This window comes from Novosphingobium sp. PP1Y (genome assembly GCF_000253255.1).
Taxonomy (GTDB): domain Bacteria; phylum Pseudomonadota; class Alphaproteobacteria; order Sphingomonadales; family Sphingomonadaceae; genus Novosphingobium.
The window spans coordinates 1,864,380-1,884,932 of record NC_015580.1 but is presented as its reverse complement, the minus strand read 5'-3'; the positions used below and the strand labels follow the sequence as shown (position 1 = coordinate 1,884,932).

The following is a 20,553-nucleotide window of genomic DNA, read 5'->3' as shown; positions in this document are numbered from 1 at the left end:
ATCGCGCCATGTCCGAAACGCCCCGCCTCAAGCTCCACGCACGCCTCTATTGCGGAGACGAAATCGCCATGGGGCCGGGCAAGGCAGACCTGCTCGACGCGATCGGGCGTGAAGGCTCCATCTCGGCAGCGGCGCGCGCGATGGGCATGAGCTATCGCCGGGCATGGCTGCTGGTCGACGCGATGAACCGCTGCTGGACCGAACCGCTGGTGGAAACGGTCGCCGGAGGCAGCCATGAACGCGGGGCCCGGCTTTCCACGCTGGGCGAAACGGTCCTGCAACGATACCGCGCCCTGCAGGACCTTCTCGCCAAGGCCGAGTCTTCCGAGGAATACGCCTTTCTCAAGGACGGAGTGCGTCCCGAGCCCCTGCCCAGCCAGAGCGAGTAACGCCGGACAACGGCACCGTATGGCGCCAAGCTTCCTTATCTGTGCATTTTTCTATATAGCTCTTCGGGTTGGTTAAATCCGACCCGGCGAGTCGAAACTTGCCACTGAAACGGCAAAGGCTCGCCCGGTAATAGGGGGAGAGGCCTATGCGCGTTGCGATCGCCATAGTGGCGCTCGTGCTCGGCTCGATCGTATTCCACCTGCTCAGTCCGTGGTGGCAGACGCCGCTTGCGTCCAACTGGGACTCGATCGATTCCGCCCTGCACATCACCCTGCTGATCTGCGCGATCGCCTTCGTGTCGCTCAATCTGTTCCTGGCGCTTGCGATAGTGCGCTTCCGCCACCGCCCCGGCAGCCGCGCCCATTATGCGCCGGAGAGCCCCCGGCTCGAAAAGACGCTGACCTTCTGGACCGGCCTTGGCATCGTCGGGATGCTCGCCCCCGGCCTCGTCGCCTGGGGCAAATATGTCGACGTGCCCAAGGATGCCGCCGTCGTCGAGGCGATCGGCCAGCAGTGGCAGTGGACCTTCCGCTACCCCGGGCCTGACGGCGTGCTCGGAACCGCCGGCGTGCAGTACATGACGCCGGACAATCCCTTCGGCGTCAATCCGCTCGACCCCTTCGGCCGCGACGACATTCTCGTGCAGGGCAACGAACTGCACCTGCCCAAGGGCAAGTCGGTCAAGCTGGTGCTGCGCTCCAAGGACGTGCTGCACGACTTCTACGTGCCGGAATTCCGGGCCAAGATGGATCTCGTCCCCGGCCTCGTCACCTATTTCTGGATGACGCCAACGACCATCGGAACCTTCGACATTCTTTGCGCCGAACTGTGCGGCGTGGGTCACCATGAAATGCGCGGCAAGGTGGTGGTAGAGCCACGCGAAAGCTTCGAGGCATGGCTGGGACAGCAGGAGAGCTTCAACCAGCTCCTGGCGATGTCCAGCCCCGATGCCGTCACGGAAATGTTCCGCAAAGCCAATTCCTGTTCGACGCCGGCAACCTGGGGGGTGCGCTGATGGCTACGACGATTGCCGACGACCTGAGGCCGATGCATCATCCCAAAACCTGGGTCGGCAAATACGTCTGGAGCCAGGACCACAAGGTCATCGCGATCCAGTATGGCATCACGGCCATCGCCATCGGGCTGGTCGCGCTCGTCCTCTCGGTGCTGATGCGCCTGCAGCTTGGCTTTCCTGGCCTGTTCCCGTGGATCCAGCCGGAAAACTACCTGCAATACGTATCGATGCACGGGATGATCATGGTGGTCTACCTGCTGACCGCATTGCTGCTGGGCGGTTTCGGCAATTACATGATCCCGCTGATGATCGGCGCGCGGGACATGGTGTTCCCCTTCGTCAACATGCTCAGCTACTGGATCTATCTGCTCTCCGTCCTGGTGCTCGTCTCCGGCTTCTTCGTGCCCGGCGGACCGACCGGCGCGGGCTGGACGCTCTATCCCCCGCAGGCGATCAGCGAAGGCACGCCCGGCAACCAGTGGGGCATCGTCACCATGCTGGGCAGCCTGGCGATCTTCATCATCGCCTTCACCATGGGCGGCCTCAACTACGTAACGACCGTGCTGCAGGCCCGTACCCGCGGCATGACGCTGATGCGCATGCCGCTGACCGTGTGGGGCATCTTCATCGCCTCGATCATGGGCCTGCTGGCCTTTCCCGCGCTGTTCGTGGCGGCGATCATGATGCTGCTCGACCATTTGCTGGGAAGCAGTTTCTTCATGCCGGCGATGATGACGATGGGGCAGGAGAGCAGCACGCAGGGCGGCAGTCCGCTCTTGTTCCAGCACCTGTTCTGGTTCTTCGGCCACCCCGAAGTCTACATTGTCGCCTTGCCCGCCTTCGGCATCGTGTCCGACCTCATCAGCGTGCACGCGCGCAAGAACATCTTCGGCTACCGCATGATGGTCTGGGCCATCGTGGTCATCGGCGGGCTGAGCTTTTTGGTCTGGGCGCACCACATGTACGTCTCGGGCATGAATCCGTACTTCGGGTTCTTCTTCGCGACCTCGACCCTGATCATCGCGATCCCGACCGCGATCAAGGTTTACAACTGGCTGCTGACCCTGTGGCGCGGGGACATTCACCTGCGCGTGCCGATGCTGTTCGCCATCGCCTTCCTGTTCACCTTCATCCACGGCGGGTTGACCGGCCTGTTCCTCGGCAATGTCAGCGTCGACGTACCCTTGAGCGACACGTTCTTCGTCGTCGGCCACTTCCACATGGTCATGGGCGTATCGCCGATCCTCGTGATCTTCGGTGCAATCTACCACTGGTATCCCAAGATCACCGGGAGGATGTGGAACGAGACGCTGGGCCAGATCCATTTCTGGGTCACGTTCCTTGGCGTCTATGCGGTGTACCTGCCGATGCACTACCTCGGCATCCTGGGCGTACCGCGGCGCTACTATGCGCTGGGCGAGACAAGCTTCATTCCCGAATCCGCGCACCTCGCCAACGAGGCGATATCGGTAGCAGCGATCGTCGTCTTCGCCGCGCAGTTCCTGTTTTTCTACAACATGATCTGGAGCTATTTCCGGGGACCCAAGGCCGATCCCAACCCCTGGGGCGCGGCCAGCCTCGAATGGCAGACGCCTGAGACCCCGCCGGGTCATGGCAACTGGGGGCCACGCCTTCCCACCGTCTACCGCTGGGCCTATGACTACAGCGTCCCCCACGCCGCGCGCGACTTCATCGCCCAGAACGAGCCGCCATCTGCCGATGCGCCTTCCGAGGAGGTGCTGCCATGAGCCTGATTTCGCGGCTTGCCGAGAAAAGCTGGGAGACCCCCGGCATCGACCGTTACCGCGAGCCGGACAGCTATCGCCCAGCGGCCGCGACGGTGGGCGTCTATGTCTATTTCGGCGTCGCCACCGTCATTTTCACGCTGCTCGCGGCGGCCTACCTGGTGCGCATGGGCGTCCCCGGTGCGGTCGATCACGGAACGGGCGACGACTGGCGCCCGATGCCCGAGCCGCCGCTGCTGTGGATCAACACCGCGATACTGCTGCTCAGCAGCCTTGCCTGGGAAGCCGCCGCCCGTGCCTCGCGCCGGGACGACGTGCCCCGCATGCGAACGATGGTGCTGGCGGGCAATGCACTGGGACTGCTGTTCCTTGTCGGGCAGGTGCTGCTCTGGTGGCACTACCAGACCGCGGGCTATTACCTCTCGGCCAATCCCGCCAATGCCTTCTTCTATCTGCTGACGGCGATCCATGGCCTGCACCTGGCGGGCGGTATCTTCGCGGGCGGACGCACGCTCGGCCAGATGGCGATCCGCGCCGACGGGCAGCGGATCTGCCGCAATGTCCGGCTCTGCACGATCTACTGGCACTACCTGCTGGCCGTCTGGCTGCTGCTGGCGGCGCTGCTGGTTGCGACCTGAAAAGAAGCGGGACGATGGGAACATGGACCACGTAACGACAAGCCAGTTGGAACCGCGCGACGCCGCGCAGGGCATCCAGTCGATCGCCGCGGACTGGTCTGCGGATCAGGAAGTCTTTCGCCATACCCATTGGGGCAAGGCGATGATGTGGATCTTCCTGCTCAGCGATACCTTCATCTTCTCCTGCTTCCTTACCGCCTACATGACGATGCGCGCATCGGCGAGCCTGCCCTGGCCCAATACCGCCGAGGTCTTCGCGCTCAGCATCGGCGGCGAGCCGATACCGCTGATCCTGATCGCGATCATGACTTTCGTGCTGATCAGTTCCAGCGGCACGATGGCGCTGGCGGTGAACTACGGATACCGCGGCGATCGCCGCAAGACTGCCGCGCTGATGTTCGCCACTGCCCTGTTCGGGGCGACCTTCGTGGGCATGCAGGCATTCGAGTGGACCAAGCTGATCGTCGAGGAAGGCGTGCGGCCCTGGGCCAACCCGATGGGCGCGCCGCAGTTCGGCGCCAGCTTCTTCATGATCACCGGATTCCACGGCCTGCACGTGACCTGCGGCGTGATCATGCTGCTGATCGTCGCAACGCTGGTCCTGCGCGGTCACTATGACCGCAAGGGCGACTATTCCGCCGTCGAGATCGCAGGCCTCTACTGGCACTTCGTCGACCTCGTGTGGGTCTTCATCTTCGCCTTCTTCTACCTGTGGTGACGCGAAAGGAAGCACGGCATGGACCATGACACCGCGACCGCCCAAGAGGCCCCGAGCGCATCCGCGCATGAGGACGGGCATCAGCAGCATCCGCTGGGGCTTTACCTCAAGGTCTGGGGCTATCTCTTCGTCCTGTCCACGCTGTCGTACCTTGTCGACTACTTCCACGTTCAGGGGATCGTGCGCTGGACGCTGATCATCGTGTTCATGCTGCTCAAGGCCGGGCTGATCGTGTCGATCTTCATGCACATGGCGTGGGAGCGGCTGTCGCTGATCTACGCGATCCTGGTCCCGCCGCTGGTGCTGCTGGTGCTGGTGCGGATCATGCTGTTCGAGTCCGACTACACGTTCTGGACGCGGGCGATCTTCTTCGGCGGAGGAGGCTGAACCATGATCCGGTCGAGATGGACGGCGGCGGGACTGTGCATTGCGGCAACGGTCGGCGTAGCATGGGGGCTGGGATTCTTCTTCGATCACCTCATGAGCAAACACCCGGGCGGCCAGCTCGGCTACGATCCGATGGAAAACAACGCAGCGCCGATGGACATGGGCGCGGTGCAGCGGGGCTGGCCCAACGCCATGCACGACCCGAGCGAGCGGGCGCGCATGATGGCCTACATGCACGGCATGGGCAGCCGCGAGCCGATGCCGATTGCCGCGCCTGCCCCGCAGCCGCAGGCCGCACCTGTGGACCTGGGCACCCTGCTAGCCGGTGCCGAGCCGCAAGTCGGCCAGGCCAAGACACAGGTCTGCGCCAGTTGCCACGATTTCACCCAAGGCGGCCCGAACAGGATCGGTCCGAACCTGTGGGGCGTGGTTGGCCGCGACATCGGCTCTCATGCCGGTTTCGCCTATTCCGATGCCATGAAATCGGAGCCCGGAAACTGGTCCTACGAAAAGCTGTTCGACTACCTCGCCTCGCCCGCACGGGACATTCCGGGAAACAAGATGGGCTTTGCCGGTCTGCGCAAGCCCGAGGACCGGGCCGCGGTCATTCGCTATCTCGCCACGCTGGGCGGCAGTGCGCCCCCGCTTCCCCGGCCCAAGGAGCCGGCCGGGGAAACGGCGGCGCAGTAGCGGCGCTCAGCGCACCACAGCCCGTGTGTAGAGGTGCCAGGTAGCGTAACCGAGTACTGGCAGCACCACCGCCAGGCCGATCAGCGCCGGAAGCGCTCCCAGCACCAGCATTCCGACCACCATCACACCCCAGATCGCAGTCGTGCCGGGGCTTTTCATCGCCACGCGGACGGATGTGCGCATCGCGGTTCCCCAGTCGACGCGATCATCGACCATCATCGGGAAGGAGATGAAGCTCATGGCAAGAACGACGATGGCAAAGCCGAAGCCGACCAGGTTGCCGATGACGATCATCCGCCAGCCTTCCGAAGTCGACAGCACGGTCTGGAAGAAAGTCCCCACGTTGCGGGCCGCATCCGGATAGGCCGCGCCGAAGGTCGTCGCATAGATATACCAGGCCGCGATCAGCCAGACCACGAAGAGCAGCGCCACAACCGCGGCGAGGCTGATGACCGACAGGGCCGCAGGGCCGTGGAAGACATCGAGGAAATGCCGCCAGCGGGCATCGAGGCCAAGTTCCCGGCGCCGGGCCAGTTCATAAAATCCGCTCGCAACGGCAGGCCCAAGCAGGACCGCACCGGCCACGATCGGGAAGACCAGGGGCAGCACCGACTCCTGATAGGCATAGATGCCCGCAAGCATCACCGCCGCAGGATAGATCAGCCCGACGAAAACGAGATCCCCCCGTTTGTCGAGGAAATCGTCCCATCCCTGGGCAAGGGCCGTCATCAGGTCATGCAGGCCGATCTTGCGGATGTGGATCTCATCGCCGGCATGAAGTGAACCGGCAGGACGCGCTATTGCCATGCACATCTCTCCCACGCTCTCAGCCGAGGGGAAATGTTCTGCCTGCAACTCCCAGCCGGGATCATGGCCAAGGGCGTCGATCGATTACCGCATTGCCGATAAGCGAAAGCGCGGTCAGTCAAAATCTCAGCTCGGAGTTGCCCCCACGGCTTCGATTGATGCCCGACAATACGCCCCCGGCGCGCATCATGGCAAGCATTCCGAACACTTTCGCACAGTTATATAACCGATAAACACAAGTGACGGCGCCGCTTTCAACTGCATCGGGATATATCATTAACGCCTTCGGTTCGTCGACAACCGATCCTTGCGCGGCCCAAAACTCGTGGACATTACAAGCTCTTGCCCTAGATATTTGCACCCATTCCGGAGCATGAACCGGGATGCGGCCAAGGCAGACGGGGCAATCGTGAGCGCAGACTTCTACTTTTCGAAGTTCGAGAACCGGCGACCGCCCGCACCCCTGCCCCGATCACGCAGTGTCGAGCTGATCTGGCAGGTCCTCGCGGTCTGCTCCTTGATCGCCGGCGCGTTCTACATTGCCTGGCGCTGGACCAGTTCGCTCAACATGGATGCGCTGTGGTTCGCCATCCCGATGGCGCTTGCAGAGACCTGCGCCTATTTCGGCCTGTTCCTGTTCACCGCCAACCTGTGGAAGACGCGCGACTATCCGCGACGGGAGCCGCCCGCCTCGATCACCGAGTGCGTGCGCGAAGGCGAGGCCGTGAAGCGCCCGGTATCGGTCGACCTGTTCATTGCCACCTACAACGAGGACGTCGAACTCGTCCGCCTCTCGATCCGCGATGCGAGGCAGGTCACCTACCCCCATCCCATCGATTTTCGCATCCACGTACTCGACGACGGCCGGCGCGACGAAATGCGACAGGTCTGCGAGGAGGAAGGCGTCGGCTACATCACACGAGACAGCAATGCGGGCTACAAGGCCGGCAACCTGCGCAATGCCATGGAGCGCACCAGCGGCGACTTCATCGTGATCTGCGATGCCGACACCCGGCCATTCCCGACGATGCTCGAACACACGCTGGGCTACTTTCGCGATCCCGACGTTGCCATCGTCCAGACTCCGCAATGGTTCTACGACATTCCCGAAGGCGAACGGCTGCAGGATGCATGGGGCCGCCGCGCCGGGTCCGCGGGACGGATGCTGGGCAAGGCGATCGAGACCGTCTTCGGCGAAATCCGCCTCGGCGAAGATCCTTTCGCCAATGATCCCGCGATGTTCTACGACATCATCCAGCGGCGCCGTAATCCCTGGAATGCGGCGTTCTGCTGCGGGGCCGGGTCGATCCATCGTCGCGAGGCGGTCATGTTCGTTGCCCTGCGCGCCTATGCCGATGCCATCGCCCACGATCCCGCCGATGCGCGATCCCGCATTGCGCGCCTGCTGCGCCCGCGCAATGCCGAGGAAGACGCGCTCGCCCGCTGGCAGGCCGCGCAGGAGCAGGAACTGACGCCCTACAAGTTCCACGTTTCGGAAGACATCTATTCGACCATCGTCCTCCATCAGGACAAGGAGCGCACCTGGAAAACGGTGCTGCACCCACAGGTGGAATCGAAGATGCTGTCGCCGCAGGACCTGCTCGCCTGGACGGTGCAGCGCTTCAAGTACGCGGGCGGCAGCCTCGACATCTTCTTCCACGACAACCCGGTGACCCGCCCCGGCATGTCGCTGGCGCAGCGCGTAATGTATCTCACGACTTTCTGGTCGTACCTCGGGGCGCTGTGGAACCTCGTCTTCCTGCTGGCGCCGATCGTCTACATGACCACCGCGATCCCGCCCGTCAGCGCCTACACGGGCGAGTTCTTCATGCGCGCGATGCCGTTCCTCGTCCTTAACGAACTGGCCTTCATGATGGGCACCTGGGGGCTTTCCGGCTTCAAGGGCAAGGTGTCCTACCTTGCCAGTTTCCCGATCTCGCTACGCGCCCTGTGGGCAGTGGTCCGGCGCAGGAAGATCTCCTTCCCGGTTACCCCCAAGCAGCGGCAGTCGGGCACGCACCTGCGTCTCGTGTGGCCGCAGATCGCGATCATGGCAGCAACCGTTCTCAGCTTCGCCTGGTGTGCTTTCCGCCTGTTTGCCGTAGGCGGCGGCTACAGCCTGGGCGGCCTGATCGCCAACGGGCTGTGGGGCCTCAACAATATCCTCGCCATGTCGATCATGGTGCGCGCCGCCTTCTGGAAGCCCGAGGAAGAACGCTCGCCGCCGGAGAACCTGCCATGAGCATTCGCGAGAACCTGCGCCGCGGCCGCAGCCACATCATCACGGCCATAGTGCTGATCGTCGCCGGAGCCCTGGTCGTGCACATCGAGGACCGCAACCTCCAGCGCGAATCGGGCGAGCCGGTGCCCGATCATGCCGCTGCGGTCCAGGATGCGGCAACCACGCCCGGCGGGGCTCAGGACTGAAGTCGCTTAACCAGCGTAAGGCGGTTGATGCCGTCCGCACTGACGTAGTCGATCTCGTCGACGCAGGCCTGGATGATGTTGCAGCCGCGGCCATGGGTCGCTTCGGGATCGACCACCCGGCATTGGGTGAAGTATCCTTCCGGCACCGGCGCCCCGCCATCGCTCAGCACCAGGCGCAGGACGTCTGCCTCCGCGATGACTTCGAGCGTCATTTCGCCCTGCCCGCTGTTGGCGTAGCCGTGCTCGACGACATTGTTCGCCGCTTCGACCAGGGCCAGTTCAACATCGAACGCCGCCAGATCGTCAACACCTTCGCGGGCGCAGAATTCCTTGAGAAAAGCTGCAAGACGGCGAACCTGCGCGAGGTTCGCCGCGATGGCGATGACGGCGGGCCGGTCAGCCGAGAGTGGCATCTGCCTGTTCTTCGGTATCGCAGATCACGAACAGCGTATCGAGCCGCGTGATCTGGAACAGGCGGCGCACCGCCGCATTGGCTCCGACGACCGCGATCCGGCCGCCCGGCCCCATCTGCTTCATCAGCGAGACGAGCACGCCAAGCCCGGTGCTGTCGATGAATTCGACCTGGCCGAGATCGATCAGCACGCGTTCGGGACGGTTCGCGAAAGTTCCCGTCATTTCATCGCGAAACGCCGGAGCTGCCGCCGCATCGAGCCTCGGATGCTGGATCAGGATTCTCAAGATCTGCGTGTTGCCCGTCATGCCGATTGTATCTCCAGAATCTTGTTCTCGATCACGAGGAGCGAAATGTCATCCTCGAAGCCGGCGCTCGACCGCCGGGCCAGCAAGCCCAGTTCCAGTGCGCCAACGAAGTCCCGTATCCGCTTGCCGGCATTGCTTGCGAGCGTCCTCACCAACCTTTCCACTCCGAACTGCTCACCGGCACTGTTGCTGCATTCGGTCACGCCGTCAGAATATAGCACCAGCCTTGCGCCGGGAGGGAAGGCAAAGCGCGTCGGCTTCCAGGATGCATTGTCGAACCAGCCCACCGCCATGCCGTACTCGACTTCGGGAGTCAGGACCTCGTTTCCTACTGCGATCAGCGGGCGCGGGTGGCCGGCGCAGACCATCCAGCACTCCTCGCGCTCGGGCCGGACGATGCCGCATGCAATCGTGGCATAGCTGTCGTCCCCGCGGTCAAGGATCTCGCGGTTGATCGATTCGAGCGACTGCACGAGATCGTCGGGCGACTTCGGGCGGAGCTGCTTGATGCGATGGTGCAGGTGGAACGAGTCGAGCGCTGCAGGCACGCCGTGGCCGCGCACGTCGATCAGGAAGAACAGCGCCCCGCCCTCGCGCAAGGGCGATACGCCGATCGAGTCGCCGCCGAGCATTGCCGCAGGACGATAGAGGTGGCGGAAATTCAAAGCGCCCACGAGCCCTTCGGCCGGCAGCAGCCGCGCATGCAGGGCCGTGGCCGCATCAAGGTCGGCGCGCACCCGGTCGAGCGCTTCACGCGTGCGGCGGTGGGCCACTTCCAGCAGGCTGTTGCGGCGCTGCAGGCGGCGATGGAGCAGGCGGTTGCGCTGCGCGCTTTGGACCGCCAGTTCGAGCTGGACCTGTTCAAAGGGCTTGAAGAAGAAATCGTCGACGCCCGCTTCCATGGCCCGGCGGATCACGACTTCATCGTTGCGCGCGGTCATCATCACGACGTGAAGATAGCTGTCCTCGCTACGCCCGGCGCGGACATGGCGGACCAGTTCGATCCCGTCCATCCCCGGCATCTGCCAGTCGGTGACCAGCAGGTCGACCGGCTTGCGCGCGAGCAGCGCAAGCGCTTCCTCCGCGCTCGCCGCACAAGCGACATTGCAGCCCAGCGCCTCGAGATGGACCGTGAGGACATCGCTCATCAGGTCATCGTCATCGACGACCAGCACTTCGAGATGATAGCGCACGGGGCTGGATTGGAAGGTCTGCATCGGATCCGACAACTGCGAAGGCGTTCCGAAATTATCTTCGGAAATGGTTACCTTTTGGCAAACAACTCTCGATAGGTTGCGGAATGAGCCAGTGTTTTCCGAATGCCGGGAGCACCGTCGACCAGGATCCAATGCCGAATGAACATGACTAACAAGTTCCTGACTGCCGGCCTTATCATGGCTGGCGCGCTCGCATGTGCCGTGCCTGCCCTCGCGCAGGATTCCGGCGTTGCCTATGCCGGAGGATCGGCGGGTGACGGCGTCAACGGCTATGCCGGCGCAGTCGTGGCCCTGCCCGGTGCGCGCCTTGGCGAAGGACTTGCCCTGCGCGCCGGCGTCGGCGGCGGCGAATACCGCTACGAAGCGGGCGGACAGCGCATCGATGCCACTTACGTGAATGCCGAAGTCGCGCTCGTCTATCAAACATCGGGCAACTGGGGATGGGCCAACTTCTCGGCCGGTCCGCGCCTGACCGACACCAGCCTCAAGCCAGACGATCCGGGCAACCGCCTGCGCGGCACGCGGATCGATGCCGCGGTTCAGACCGATGGCGCGCTTGGCACCGCCTGGCGCCTCACGTGGTTCGGATCGCTGGGCATCAACGACCGCGCCTATATCGCTCAGGCCCGCTTCGGTCCGCTGGTCGATGGCGACAGCGACACCCGTCTTGGCGTCGAGGGCGGCATCCAGGGCGACCGCAGCTATACCCGGCGCAGCATCGGCGGCTTCGCATCGACCCGCCTGACCGGCCAGTGGCAGGGCCTTGTCTCGGGCGGCGTGACCGACCAGGCGGGCCGCAACGTCAAGCCCTACGTGGCGCTCGGTGTCAGCCGCGTATTCTGACCCACCTGCCGCGCCGGTGCCGCAGCCAGCGCCGCGGCGCATCGGAGCGCAATACGTCCACGCCTTCCGGAGGAACGCCGCCAGATGAAGACATCTCTCGCCGCTTCGGTATCCGCACGGCGCGAGACCTGGCGCCAGCGTATCGCCAAGATCATCGCCCTGATCGTGCCTCTGCTGATCGGCGGTGTCGCGCTGCTGCTGCAGGAACAGGTGCAGACCACCGACAAGCTGGCTGCAGCCGAGGCCGAAACCCAGGAGAAGCGCAACCTCATCCTCTCGGTGTTTTCCGCCCATCAGGACATCGAGACCGGTGGCCGCGGCTATGTCCTGACCGGCGATCCCGAGTTTCTCCAGCCTTTCGACAAGGGTACCCGCGAACTCGCCCGCATCGAACCGGCGCTGCGCCGAGCCTTCGCCGGGCAACCTGACGACCTCACCGAACTGGCTGCGATTTCGGAGCTTTCGCACCACAAGCGCGATTTCACCGAGCGAGTCATTTCCCTGCAGAAGTCAGGAGACAATCGCGACGCGGTTGCCCTGATCCGCAACAAGGACGGCAAGCGGCTGATGGACAGCATCCGGGTCCATATCACCAGCCTGCTCGAGCGCGAGAACGACCGGCTGACCGAAGTCTCCGCGCGTTCGCAGCAGGCGATCTCGGCTCTGCGCCGGGTGACTTTCGGCCTGCTGTTCCTGCTTCTGGCCCTGCTGCTCGTTGCCGGATTTGCCATCCTGCGCACCCTGCGTGCCCGCGAACAGGCCCTGATCCAGCTCGAGGACGTATCGCTGCGCCGCCAGGCAGTGCTGGAAAACGCCATGGATGGTATCATCACGCTCAACCCCAGCGGTTCGATCGAGAGTTCCAACGCCGCAACGACACGCCTGTTTGGCTTCCGCGAGGCCGAACTGAACCGCCGCGACGTGGCAATGCTGTTCGCCGGTCAGCCTGCGATCGGCGCGTTCGCCCGCGAACTGCGCGAAATACACCTGTCGCGCGACAACCAGGGCACAGCGCGCGAGCTCACCGGCAAACGCAAGGACGGAACCGAATTCCCCATAGAGATCGCGCTTTCTGCGATGGTCCTGAACGAAGGCCTGCGCTACGTGGCGGTCATTCGCGACATCACCGAACGAAAGCGCGTCGAGCAGCTGAAGTCCGAATTCGTCTCGACAGTCAGCCATGAACTGCGCACACCGCTCACCTCGATCGCCGGATCGCTGGGCCTGCTCAGCGGCGGCGCAGCAGGAGAATTGAGTGAGCGCGCCGGGAGGCTGATTTCGATCGCGCAGAACAATGCCAACCGCCTCGTGCGCCTGATCAACGACATACTCGACATCGAGAAGATCGAATCGGGGCGCATGCCGTTCCACAATCGCGAGATCGACCTGACCGCGGCGCTGGCGGAATCCATCGAGGCAAACCGCAGTTTCGCCGATGGCTACGGAGTTCGGCTGGCACTGAAGGCTCCGCAAGGAACGCTGCTCATCAATGCCGACCCGGACCGCCTCGCCCAGGTGTTCGCCAACCTGATGTCGAATGCGATCAAGTTCTCGCCCAAAGGGGGGACCGTCACGGTAACGGTCACGCCCGGGACCAGGTCTCATCGCGTGTCTTTCGCCGATGAGGGGCTGGGCATCCCCGAGGAATTCCGCAGCCGGATCTTCGGCAAGTTCGCGCAGGCGGACTCGTCCGACACCCGGCAGAAGGGCGGGACAGGCCTCGGCCTGTCGATCGTGCGCGAGATCGTCCAGCGCCTTGGCGGCGAAGTGAGCTTCGAAAGCCAGCTCAACGAGGGCACGAGTTTCCATGTCGACCTGCCCGCCATGATTGCAAGGCCCCGGATCACAGAGCAGGGGCACGAGGCGAGCCTGCTCCTGTGCGGTAACATCGCGGCCAGCGCTTTCGCAGAGGCCCTGCGGCGCTCCGGGAACGCGGTCAAACTGGTCGGCAACATGGAACAAGTCCGAGACGCACTGGCCGAGAGCGTTTATGACGGCATCGTGGTCGACATGGGGCTGCGGGACGGCGCCGGGATCGAAATCATCCGCACGGTGCGCGAGACCGCCGAACACGCGCAAACCCCGGTTCTCGCGCTGGGCGGCAGGCCCGGTCCCGATGAAATGGAAGGCGATGCCGCGCTCGTTCTGGACTGGCTGTCCAAGCCGGTCGAGGTCACGCGCCTGATCGACAGCGTCGATGCCGCCGCCCGAGTCCTCGACGGCACGCGCCCTCGCGTCCTCCACCTTGAGGATGACCCCGATATCGCCCGTATCGTCGCCGAGGCCCTCGAAGGGCGTGCCGACGTCGTGACCGTGGATGGCCTGGCAGCGGCGCGGCGCGAACTGGCCCAGCGCAGCTTCGACCTGGCGATCCTGGACCTTACCCTGACCGACGGCGACGGCAGCGCCCTGCTTCCCGACCTGCACCGCAACGGCGAACCGTTGCTGCCGGTCGTGATCTTCTCCGCGCAGGACGCCGATCCCGAAACCGCCGGTTCGGTCGATGCCTACCTGACCAAGGCCCGGACTCCGATCGGCGCGCTGGTTGGCATCGTCGAAAGCCTCACCTCTCCGACAGACACCCGGGAAACCGTCGCATGACCATCGAAATCCTCTACGTGGACGACGAGCCTGACCTGCGCGAGGTCGCAACCATCGCGCTCGAGATCGATCCCGAGCTTCATGTGCGCGCCTGTGGCTCGGGCGCCGAAGCACTGGCGATCCTCGAAACATGGACGCCCGACCTTGTCCTGCTCGACATGATGATGCCCGACATGGACGGGCCGACCACCCATTCGGAAATCAGGAGGCGCTTCGGCAGCCGCGTCCCGATCGTTTACATCACCGCCCGCGCGCAGGAGCACGAACGCCAGCACCTGATGTCGCTCGGAGCGCTGGGCGTGATCGCCAAGCCATTCGACGCGATGACCCTGGCCACACAGGTCCATGAGTTGGTCGACCGTGTCTGACCTCGAAGACAAGCTGGCTCCGCTGCGCCAGCGATTCTTGGAACGCCTGCGCGGAAATCTGCCCGCCCTGCTGGCATTGCGCGAGGATCTTGAAGACGAGATCGCGCGCATGGAACTGATCGCTGCCGCGCACAAGATCGCAGGCATGGCCGGTACCATGGGCTATCCGGAGTTGGGAGCGGCTGCGCGAATGCTGGAGGAAGGCCTTGTCTACCGGCCCGGCGAAACCACCATGTCGCGCGCCGATATCGACAAGCTGACCGACTGCATCAGGGCGCTTATCGGCAAGGACTGAGCCGAAGACCAGCACGATCAAACCGACCCTGGCGCATGCGAAGCCTTTCCGGTTCATTTCCGAAAATAGCGCCACGGAAACAATTCGTCACGGAGACGAAGGAACCAGGACACGAAGAACTCCCAATCAGGAGCCATCGAGATTCCACATGGGAGCACAGAATGTTTTCGGCAGCGCTTTTCGCCATTTCCACCCTCGCAAACCCGGGCGTTTCCTGCACTGCGACAGCCCTTGCCTGCATGGAAACGGCTCCGGCAGCCCAGGCCTATCCGCATCGCCCCTTCCTCAAGGCCAAGGGCGTGATCGGCATGAGCCGCATCAATTCCTCGGAAACAAAAGGCAACGAACAGGCAAAGCTTTCCTGCGCCGCGCACCCCACCAAGAACCCTTCCTGCCGCCACCGCCTGGTGAAGGCACAAGGCGAAGCATCACGCTCCGACTTCGCACTTGAGACGGCACGCGAAGAGAGCGCGCAATGATCCTCGCGCGTTCGCTGCTGCCCTTGGCGCTGGCGATCGCGCCCTTCGCCGGGGCCGGTTCCGCATTCGCCTACGACCGGCTTCCCGCCGCCTTGGCGCAGCTCACTCCCGATGAGGTTCGCGAGCAGGTCAAGGTCCACGACGATCCGGCCACCCCCCATGTCGTCGTGTCCACCCGCGAAGCATGGGATCGCGGTCGCTCGATCGGCGGCGCCCACGCTCGCGACGTCCACCTGCGCGCGCTGGTCGATCGACAGTCCGGCGCGGTCCGCTGGCAGGTTTGGCACGAGCTGGTGCATCCGGGCCCGACCCCGCGCGTGGTCGGCGTCAATTACGAAGCCGGCGGGCAGACCGCCCAGGCCGACCTGCTGTTCGCCGAGCAGTGGAAGGAGGACTGCCCCTCCGTCGACGCCATCCACCGGGCGTGCAACCGGCACACACGGCTCGTCTTCGAACTGCCGGAGCAGGTCGTGAGCGAGATCGCGGAAAGCTACACGCCTGAAAGCCGCAGGCCATGGCAGCTCAAGTTCAGGGCCGAGAACGGCAAGTCGATCAGTGGCGGCCTCGCCCCGGCAGAAGCCGCAGGTCTGCTCGACGCTGTCGAGACAGTGCGCCAGGCCTTGCCTCGCACGCTGGGCTGATCGAAAAATCCCGATATTCGCGTCGTTGCGGTTTGCCTGACCGCACCGGCCTTCCTATTTACCTGGCAACATGCAAGAGACGATGACGTTCGCACACAGAATCAGATCCCCCCACGACATGATCACTACGCCCCCCACCATTCTTCTCGTCGAAGACGATGGTGCGCTCCGTACGTTAACCGCCCGGGCCCTGCGCCAGAGCGGTTTCAACGTGTTGACGGCGGCAACGGGGGCGGAGATGTGGGTCACCCTGCGCGAATCCCCGGTCCAGCTGATCGTGCTGGACATCATGCTTCCGGGCACCAGCGGCTTCGACCTGTTCCGCAGCCTGCGCCGGGAAAGCGACATTCCGATCATATTCATCTCCGCAAAGGGCAGCGAGGAAGATCGCGTGCTCGGGCTTGAGCTGGGCGCCGACGATTATCTTCCCAAGCCGTTCAGTACGCGCGAACTGGCGGCCCGAGTCAGTGCAGTCCTGCGCCGCGGCGGCTACGAAGGTACCATAGAAAGCCCCGCCGACGGCCGCGCGCCCGAACTGATCTACTTCGATGGATGGCAGGTTTCGCTCGCGCGGCGCGAACTGCGCTCTCCGAACGGCGCCATGGTCGACCTGACGGGTGCGGAATTCGACCTGCTCTCCACCTTCCTGGGCTATCCCCAGCGGGTGCTCGGGCGTGAGCGCCTGATGGAACTGTCGCGCTCGCGTATCGGCGACAGCTCGGATCGCAGCATCGACGTCCTTGTCAGCCGACTGCGTCGCAAGCTCCAGACCGAAGACAAGGAGTCGCCGATCGTCACGGTGCGCGGCGTCGGCTACATGTTCAGGGCGGAAGTGACCCGTACCTGATGCTCTCGCGCGGCATGGGACTGTTCCGGCGCCTCGGCCTGCCAGAGCGCCTGCTTGCCGTTCTCCTGCTTGTCCTCGTCGTCGACATCATCGCCAACACGGTGCTGTTCGAACGTGTCAACTCGTTCGAACTGCGCCGTGACGATGCCGAGCGGATTGCCGAAAACCTCGTGCTGGCGACCCGCGCCATAGAGCGTGCGCCGGGCGTGGAGCGCGACGCCATCGCCGATGCGCTGAGCACGGATCGCTTTTCGCTCGAGTGGTCGCCCCCCTCTGACCGCAAGCGCGGATCGCTGGGCCTCGCCAACTTGCGCGCGCAAGTCGTGGAGATCGAACCCACCCTTGCCACGGGCGACATCGAACTGCACCTTGAGGAGCTTCCGGGCAAAGGCAATATCGGCGGCTCGATCCTGCTGTCGGACCGCAGCATTCTCAAGTTCCACACCCACGCCAATGCCGCCTGGAAGCTGACCGCCGGGCGGCTCGTGAGCATGATCCTGCCCACTCTGCTGCTGATCGCCTTCGCCTGGGTGCTGTTGCGCGCGATGCTCAAGCCGTTGCGCTCGTTGATCGGTGCGACCCGGGAACTGGGCTCCGGACCGCCCCAGCCCGTGCCCGAACGCGGCCCGGACGAGATGCGCCAGCTGATCCGCGCGCTCAACGACATGCAGGAACGCATCCACCAGTCTCTGGTCGACCGCACGCAGACGATGCTGGCGATCGGGCATGACCTCAAGACACCGCTATCGCGCATGCGCCTGCGCCTCGACGACGGCAGCATCGGGCAGGAGGTGCGCGAAGGCATTTCCCATGACATCGACGAGATGCGCATGCTGATCGAATCGATCCAGGCCTATATCGACAACGGCGGCGAAACGATTCCGTCCGAGCGCATCAACCTCTCGATCATGGCCGAAACGCTCGTCGATACCGCTGCAGACCATGGCGCCGACGCTCGGTTCGAGGGCACACCCGGCGTCATCATCAAGGCCCGGCCGGTGGCCATACGACGCGCGCTATCCAACCTCATCGAAAACGCCATTCACTATGGCGGCAACGTCCGGGTCACCGTGCGCCGCGACGGCGACGGCGCGGAAGTCGTCGTCGAGGACGATGGTCCCGGCATCCCGGAAGACCGCATCGCCGATGCTCTCCAGCCCTTCGTGCGTCTCGATACGGCGCGCAGCCGCGACACCGCAGGCATGGGGCTTGGCCTGCCGATCGTCCAGAAGGCCGTGCGCGCGGAGAACGGAACGCTCGACTTGCGCAATCGGCGCGACGGCGGCCTTCGCGCGACCGTCCGCCTGCCACTTGCGCCCGAATGACGAATCGCCGCACCGCAGCAAAACTTCGTAACGTTCGCGAACAATGACGGACAAGCACGCCACCTAGCTCTTGGAGCAGAACCTGAGGGGAAAACCCGCAGGACGATTCTACCCAAGGAAAGGTAATCAACGTGAACGAGTTGATCGGTCGCGTCTTCAGCTTCGAGAAGACGATCTTCCCCGCCAGCAGCGACTTGTTCGGCAAGCTGGCAACCCAGGGCCAGGAGCCCAAGGCGCTGATGATTTCCTGCGCGGATTCGCGCATCGTCCCCGAGCAGATCATGCAGGCCCAGCCCGGCGACCTGTTCGTCTGCCGCAATGCCGGCAACATCGTCCCGCCCTTCGCAACGATGAACGGCGGCGTATCCTCCACGGTCGAATATGCCGTCGCTGCCCTCGGCGTGCGCGACATCATCGTGTGCGGCCACTCGGATTGCGGCGCGATGAAGGCACTGAGCAACCCGGTCGGCCTCGACAAGATGCCCAATGTCGCAGCATGGCTGCGCCACGGTTCGGCGGCCGAGCATATCGTGACCACCTGCCACCCCGAACTGGGCGAGCGTGAGCGCGTGCGCGCCATCAGCCTCGAGAACGTGATCGCGCAGATCGCCCACTTGCGCACCCATCCATCGGTCGCGGCAGCCATCGCCCGCGGCGAAATGTCGCTCCATGGCTGGTTCGTCGACATCCACGCCGGCCAGGTCCTCGGCCTCGACGGCGATACCGGCGAATTCGTGGCCCTGCGCGAGGATCGCGAACTGCCCGTCGCGCTCAAGGCCCGCACCCGCATCGCCACCGAATTGGCCGAGGCCGCGGAATGAGCAGCGCTGCCGCCGAAACGCGCAATGGGCCTTTTGCCTTCTTCGCGCGCGACTTCACGGCCTCGATCGTGGTTTTCCTGGTTGCCATGCCGCTGTGCATGGGCATTGCCATCGCTTCGGGCGTGCCGCCTGAAAAGGGCCTCGTCACCGGTATCATCGGCGGCATCATCGTGGGCCTCTTCGCCGGTTCACCGCTGCAGGTCAGCGGCCCTGCAGCAGGCCTTGCCGTCATCGTCTTCGAGTTCGTCCGCGAAAACGGCCTCGAAGCGCTCGGCCCGGTCCTGCTGCTGGCCGGCGTGATCCAGCTGGTGGCCGGCGCGCTCAAGATGGGCGGCCTGTTCCGCGCGATCAGCCCGGCCGTCGTCCACGGCATGCTCGCCGGTATCGGCGCGCTGATCGTCATCGGCCAGTTCCACATCCTGTTCGACGCCAAGCCGATGTCGAGCGGGCTGGAGAACATCGCGATGATGCCCGCCCGGGTTCTGGGTCTCGATCTCTCCAGCGTGTCCGCCACCGAGCTGGCTCTGGGCCTTGGCCTGCTGACCATCGTCATCATGCTCGGTTGGGAAAAGCTGCGCCCCAAGTCGATGGCTCTCGTTCCGGGCGCCCTGCTCGGCGTGGTCGCTGCCACCGCCGTGGCATGGATGCTGGGCCTGGGCGTGGCGCGGATCGAGGTACCTGCTTCGATCGGTGCGGCCTTCGCGCTGCCCACCAGCGCGGAATGGTTCGCCCCGCTTGCCAATCCTGGCCTGATCGTCGCCGCCGTGGCGATCGCCTTCATCGCCAGCGCCGAAACGCTGCTCTCGGCCGCCGCGGTCGACCGCATGCATGATGGCGTGCGTACCGAGTACAACAAGGAATTGCGGGCGCAGGGCATCGGCAACTTCCTGTGCGGCATGGTCGGCGCGCTGCCGATGACCGGTGTGATCGTGCGAAGCTCTGCCAACGTGCAGGCCGGCGCCAAGACCCGCCTGTCGACGGTCCTGCACGGTGTCTGGATCCTCGGCTTCGTCGCGTTGCTGCCCTGGCTGCTGCGCGAAGTGCCGATGGCTGCGCTGGGCGGCGTGCTCGTCGTTACCGGTTGGCGCCTCGTCAGCCTGAAGCATGTCCAGCACCTGCTCAAGGCCCACGGCTACCTGCCGGCGGCGATCTGGGCAGTGACGTTCATCCTGGTGGTAACCACCGACCTCCTGACCGGCGTGCTTGTCGGCCTTGGCCTGTCGCTGGTCGAACTCCTGCCCCACGGCCGTAACCTCGGCCTCAAGGTCCATGAGCACGAGGACGAGGCCGGACCGCGTCTCGAGCTGCACGGCGCGGCCACCTTCCTCGGCCTGACACGGCTCAATGCGGTGCTGGAGCGCCAGCCCGCTGACCGGCCCGTCCACCTCGACCTCGATCGGGTGCGCGCCATGGACCACACAACGGCGGAAACGCTCAGCGAGTGGATCTCCCGCCGGCGACAGCGCGGCCACAAGGACAAGGTGACCGGCCCGGCCTCGATCCTGAAGCCGTTGCCGCTGGCGACCTGATAGAACTGACCCTGAGCAGTCGGACACCTCCACGTCCGGTTGCCATCTGC

At 64.5% G+C, this 20,553-nt stretch carries 23 protein-coding genes; 19 read left to right on the top strand and 4 right to left on the bottom strand.

All coding sequences use genetic code 11. From position 1 onward, the window contains the following. Positions 1-8 precede the first annotated feature (8 nt). From PP1Y_RS15060 to PP1Y_RS15030, 7 genes are all read left to right on the top strand, one after another. A complete protein-coding gene (locus PP1Y_RS15060; protein ID WP_007011773.1) occupies positions 9-389 on the top strand; it encodes a winged helix-turn-helix domain-containing protein in 381 nt (126 codons plus the stop codon). Positions 390-535: 146 nt separating this feature from the next. Next, positions 536-1,405: a cytochrome c oxidase subunit II gene (locus PP1Y_RS15055; protein WP_007011774.1), complete on the top strand. Its 870-nt coding sequence runs from the start codon at positions 536-538 to the stop codon at positions 1,403-1,405. Further along, complete coding sequence (locus tag PP1Y_RS15050; RefSeq protein ID WP_041558896.1) at positions 1,405-3,153, top strand: cbb3-type cytochrome c oxidase subunit I; 1,749 nt, start codon at positions 1,405-1,407, stop codon at positions 3,151-3,153. Before PP1Y_RS15055 ends, PP1Y_RS15050 begins: the two co-directional genes overlap by 1 nt. Continuing rightward, on the top strand, positions 3,150-3,788 hold the full coding sequence (locus PP1Y_RS15045) for a heme-copper oxidase subunit III (RefSeq protein WP_007011776.1): 639 nt from the start codon (positions 3,150-3,152) through the stop codon (positions 3,786-3,788). The genes PP1Y_RS15050 and PP1Y_RS15045 overlap by 4 nt, the downstream gene beginning before the upstream one ends. A gap of 22 nt (positions 3,789-3,810) precedes the next feature. Then, positions 3,811-4,506 (top strand): heme-copper oxidase subunit III family protein, encoded by a 696-nt coding sequence (locus PP1Y_RS15040; RefSeq protein ID WP_013833000.1) that lies wholly within the window; start codon positions 3,811-3,813, stop codon positions 4,504-4,506. 18 nt (positions 4,507-4,524) lie between these two features. After that, positions 4,525-4,893, top strand: a complete 369-nt coding sequence (locus PP1Y_RS15035; protein ID WP_007011778.1) for a cytochrome C oxidase subunit IV family protein — start codon at positions 4,525-4,527, stop codon at positions 4,891-4,893. Between the two features lie 3 nt (positions 4,894-4,896). Beyond that, complete coding sequence (locus PP1Y_RS15030; RefSeq protein WP_041558895.1) at positions 4,897-5,583, top strand: cytochrome c family protein; 687 nt, start codon at positions 4,897-4,899, stop codon at positions 5,581-5,583. Between the two features lie 6 nt (positions 5,584-5,589). On the opposite strand, the gene PP1Y_RS15025 is transcribed toward PP1Y_RS15030, so the two are convergent. Then, positions 5,590-6,390 (bottom strand): DUF2189 domain-containing protein, encoded by an 801-nt coding sequence (locus tag PP1Y_RS15025; protein WP_013832998.1) that lies wholly within the window; start codon positions 6,388-6,390, stop codon positions 5,590-5,592. A 409-nt stretch (positions 6,391-6,799) separates the two neighbouring features. On the opposite strand from PP1Y_RS15025, the gene PP1Y_RS15020 reads away from it, so the two are divergent. After that, positions 6,800-8,632, top strand: coding sequence for a glycosyltransferase (locus PP1Y_RS15020; RefSeq protein ID WP_041559344.1), 1,833 nt, complete (start codon positions 6,800-6,802; stop codon positions 8,630-8,632). Further along, positions 8,629-8,817: a hypothetical protein gene (locus tag PP1Y_RS15015; protein ID WP_041558894.1), complete on the top strand. Its 189-nt coding sequence runs from the start codon at positions 8,629-8,631 to the stop codon at positions 8,815-8,817. The genes PP1Y_RS15020 and PP1Y_RS15015 overlap by 4 nt, the downstream gene beginning before the upstream one ends. Here PP1Y_RS15015 and PP1Y_RS15010 read toward each other — a convergent pair. From PP1Y_RS15010 to PP1Y_RS15000, 3 genes are read right to left on the bottom strand one after another with little or no spacing between them, the layout of a single operon-like run. Beyond that, complete coding sequence (locus tag PP1Y_RS15010; RefSeq protein ID WP_013832995.1) at positions 8,808-9,230, bottom strand: ATP-binding protein; 423 nt, start codon at positions 9,228-9,230, stop codon at positions 8,808-8,810. The two genes, PP1Y_RS15015 and PP1Y_RS15010, sit on opposite strands and share 10 nt — an antisense overlap. Continuing rightward, positions 9,214-9,537 (bottom strand): STAS domain-containing protein, encoded by a 324-nt coding sequence (locus PP1Y_RS15005; protein WP_013832994.1) that lies wholly within the window; start codon positions 9,535-9,537, stop codon positions 9,214-9,216. The genes PP1Y_RS15010 and PP1Y_RS15005 overlap by 17 nt, the downstream gene beginning before the upstream one ends. Next, on the bottom strand, positions 9,534-10,754 hold the full coding sequence (locus tag PP1Y_RS15000) for a PP2C family protein-serine/threonine phosphatase (protein ID WP_041559343.1): 1,221 nt from the start codon (positions 10,752-10,754) through the stop codon (positions 9,534-9,536). The genes PP1Y_RS15005 and PP1Y_RS15000 overlap by 4 nt, the downstream gene beginning before the upstream one ends. A 138-nt stretch (positions 10,755-10,892) precedes the next feature. Between PP1Y_RS15000 and bcsS the strand changes: the two genes are divergently transcribed. From bcsS to PP1Y_RS14950, 10 genes are all read left to right on the top strand, one after another. After that, a complete protein-coding gene (bcsS, locus tag PP1Y_RS14995; protein WP_041558893.1) occupies positions 10,893-11,597 on the top strand; it encodes a cellulose biosynthesis protein BcsS in 705 nt (234 codons plus the stop codon). An 84-nt stretch (positions 11,598-11,681) separates the two neighbouring features. Beyond that, entirely contained in the window at positions 11,682-14,198 is a 2,517-nt protein-coding gene (locus PP1Y_RS24720; RefSeq protein WP_013832991.1) for an ATP-binding protein, read from the top strand. Beyond that, positions 14,195-14,566 (top strand): response regulator, encoded by a 372-nt coding sequence (locus PP1Y_RS14985; protein ID WP_013832990.1) that lies wholly within the window; start codon positions 14,195-14,197, stop codon positions 14,564-14,566. Before PP1Y_RS24720 ends, PP1Y_RS14985 begins: the two co-directional genes overlap by 4 nt. Next, on the top strand, positions 14,559-14,861 hold the full coding sequence (locus PP1Y_RS14980; RefSeq protein ID WP_158511860.1) for an Hpt domain-containing protein: 303 nt from the start codon (positions 14,559-14,561) through the stop codon (positions 14,859-14,861). The genes PP1Y_RS14985 and PP1Y_RS14980 overlap by 8 nt, the downstream gene beginning before the upstream one ends. A gap of 161 nt (positions 14,862-15,022) precedes the next feature. Then, positions 15,023-15,340, top strand: coding sequence for a hypothetical protein (locus tag PP1Y_RS14975; protein WP_041558892.1), 318 nt, complete (start codon positions 15,023-15,025; stop codon positions 15,338-15,340). After that, complete coding sequence (locus PP1Y_RS14970; RefSeq protein WP_013832988.1) at positions 15,337-15,981, top strand: hypothetical protein; 645 nt, start codon at positions 15,337-15,339, stop codon at positions 15,979-15,981. Before PP1Y_RS14975 ends, PP1Y_RS14970 begins: the two co-directional genes overlap by 4 nt. Positions 15,982-16,099: 118 nt before the next feature. Next, the gene (locus PP1Y_RS14965; RefSeq protein ID WP_013832987.1) at positions 16,100-16,828 is read left to right on the top strand and encodes a response regulator; all 729 of its coding nucleotides are present in this window, start codon (positions 16,100-16,102) and stop codon (positions 16,826-16,828) included. Further along, a complete protein-coding gene (locus tag PP1Y_RS14960) occupies positions 16,828-18,153 on the top strand; it encodes an ATP-binding protein (protein WP_041558891.1) in 1,326 nt (441 codons plus the stop codon). Before PP1Y_RS14965 ends, PP1Y_RS14960 begins: the two co-directional genes overlap by 1 nt. A 131-nt stretch (positions 18,154-18,284) precedes the next feature. Further along, positions 18,285-18,974, top strand: a complete 690-nt coding sequence (locus PP1Y_RS14955) for a carbonic anhydrase (protein ID WP_013832985.1) — start codon at positions 18,285-18,287, stop codon at positions 18,972-18,974. Continuing rightward, a complete protein-coding gene (locus PP1Y_RS14950) occupies positions 18,971-20,503 on the top strand; it encodes a SulP family inorganic anion transporter (RefSeq protein ID WP_013832984.1) in 1,533 nt (510 codons plus the stop codon). Before PP1Y_RS14955 ends, PP1Y_RS14950 begins: the two co-directional genes overlap by 4 nt. Positions 20,504-20,553 lie beyond the last annotated feature (50 nt).

Bases quoted from the DNA above. Each gene is read 5' to 3' on its own strand.
- PP1Y_RS15060 (WP_007011773.1), top strand. From the start codon at position 9: ATGTCCGAAACGCCCCGCCTCAAGCTCCACGCACGCCTCTATTGCGGA.
- PP1Y_RS15055 (WP_007011774.1), top strand. From the start codon at position 536: ATGCGCGTTGCGATCGCCATAGTGGCGCTCGTGCTCGGCTCGATCGTA.
- PP1Y_RS15050 (WP_041558896.1), top strand. From the start codon at position 1,405: ATGGCTACGACGATTGCCGACGACCTGAGGCCGATGCATCATCCCAAA.
- PP1Y_RS15045 (WP_007011776.1), top strand. From the start codon at position 3,150: ATGAGCCTGATTTCGCGGCTTGCCGAGAAAAGCTGGGAGACCCCCGGC.
- PP1Y_RS15040 (WP_013833000.1), top strand. From the start codon at position 3,811: ATGGACCACGTAACGACAAGCCAGTTGGAACCGCGCGACGCCGCGCAG.
- PP1Y_RS15035 (WP_007011778.1), top strand. From the start codon at position 4,525: ATGGACCATGACACCGCGACCGCCCAAGAGGCCCCGAGCGCATCCGCG.
- PP1Y_RS15030 (WP_041558895.1), top strand. From the start codon at position 4,897: ATGATCCGGTCGAGATGGACGGCGGCGGGACTGTGCATTGCGGCAACG.
- PP1Y_RS15025 (WP_013832998.1), bottom strand. From the start codon at position 6,390: ATGGCAATAGCGCGTCCTGCCGGTTCACTTCATGCCGGCGATGAGATC.
- PP1Y_RS15015 (WP_041558894.1), top strand. From the start codon at position 8,629: ATGAGCATTCGCGAGAACCTGCGCCGCGGCCGCAGCCACATCATCACG.
- PP1Y_RS15010 (WP_013832995.1), bottom strand. From the start codon at position 9,230: ATGCCACTCTCGGCTGACCGGCCCGCCGTCATCGCCATCGCGGCGAAC.
- PP1Y_RS15005 (WP_013832994.1), bottom strand. From the start codon at position 9,537: ATGACGGGCAACACGCAGATCTTGAGAATCCTGATCCAGCATCCGAGG.
- PP1Y_RS15000 (WP_041559343.1), bottom strand. From the start codon at position 10,754: ATGCAGACCTTCCAATCCAGCCCCGTGCGCTATCATCTCGAAGTGCTG.
- bcsS (WP_041558893.1), top strand. From the start codon at position 10,893: ATGAACATGACTAACAAGTTCCTGACTGCCGGCCTTATCATGGCTGGC.
- PP1Y_RS24720 (WP_013832991.1), top strand. From the start codon at position 11,682: ATGAAGACATCTCTCGCCGCTTCGGTATCCGCACGGCGCGAGACCTGG.
- PP1Y_RS14985 (WP_013832990.1), top strand. From the start codon at position 14,195: ATGACCATCGAAATCCTCTACGTGGACGACGAGCCTGACCTGCGCGAG.
- PP1Y_RS14975 (WP_041558892.1), top strand. From the start codon at position 15,023: ATGTTTTCGGCAGCGCTTTTCGCCATTTCCACCCTCGCAAACCCGGGC.
- PP1Y_RS14970 (WP_013832988.1), top strand. From the start codon at position 15,337: ATGATCCTCGCGCGTTCGCTGCTGCCCTTGGCGCTGGCGATCGCGCCC.
- PP1Y_RS14965 (WP_013832987.1), top strand. From the start codon at position 16,100: ATGATCACTACGCCCCCCACCATTCTTCTCGTCGAAGACGATGGTGCG.
- PP1Y_RS14960 (WP_041558891.1), top strand. From the start codon at position 16,828: ATGCTCTCGCGCGGCATGGGACTGTTCCGGCGCCTCGGCCTGCCAGAG.
- PP1Y_RS14950 (WP_013832984.1), top strand. From the start codon at position 18,971: ATGAGCAGCGCTGCCGCCGAAACGCGCAATGGGCCTTTTGCCTTCTTC.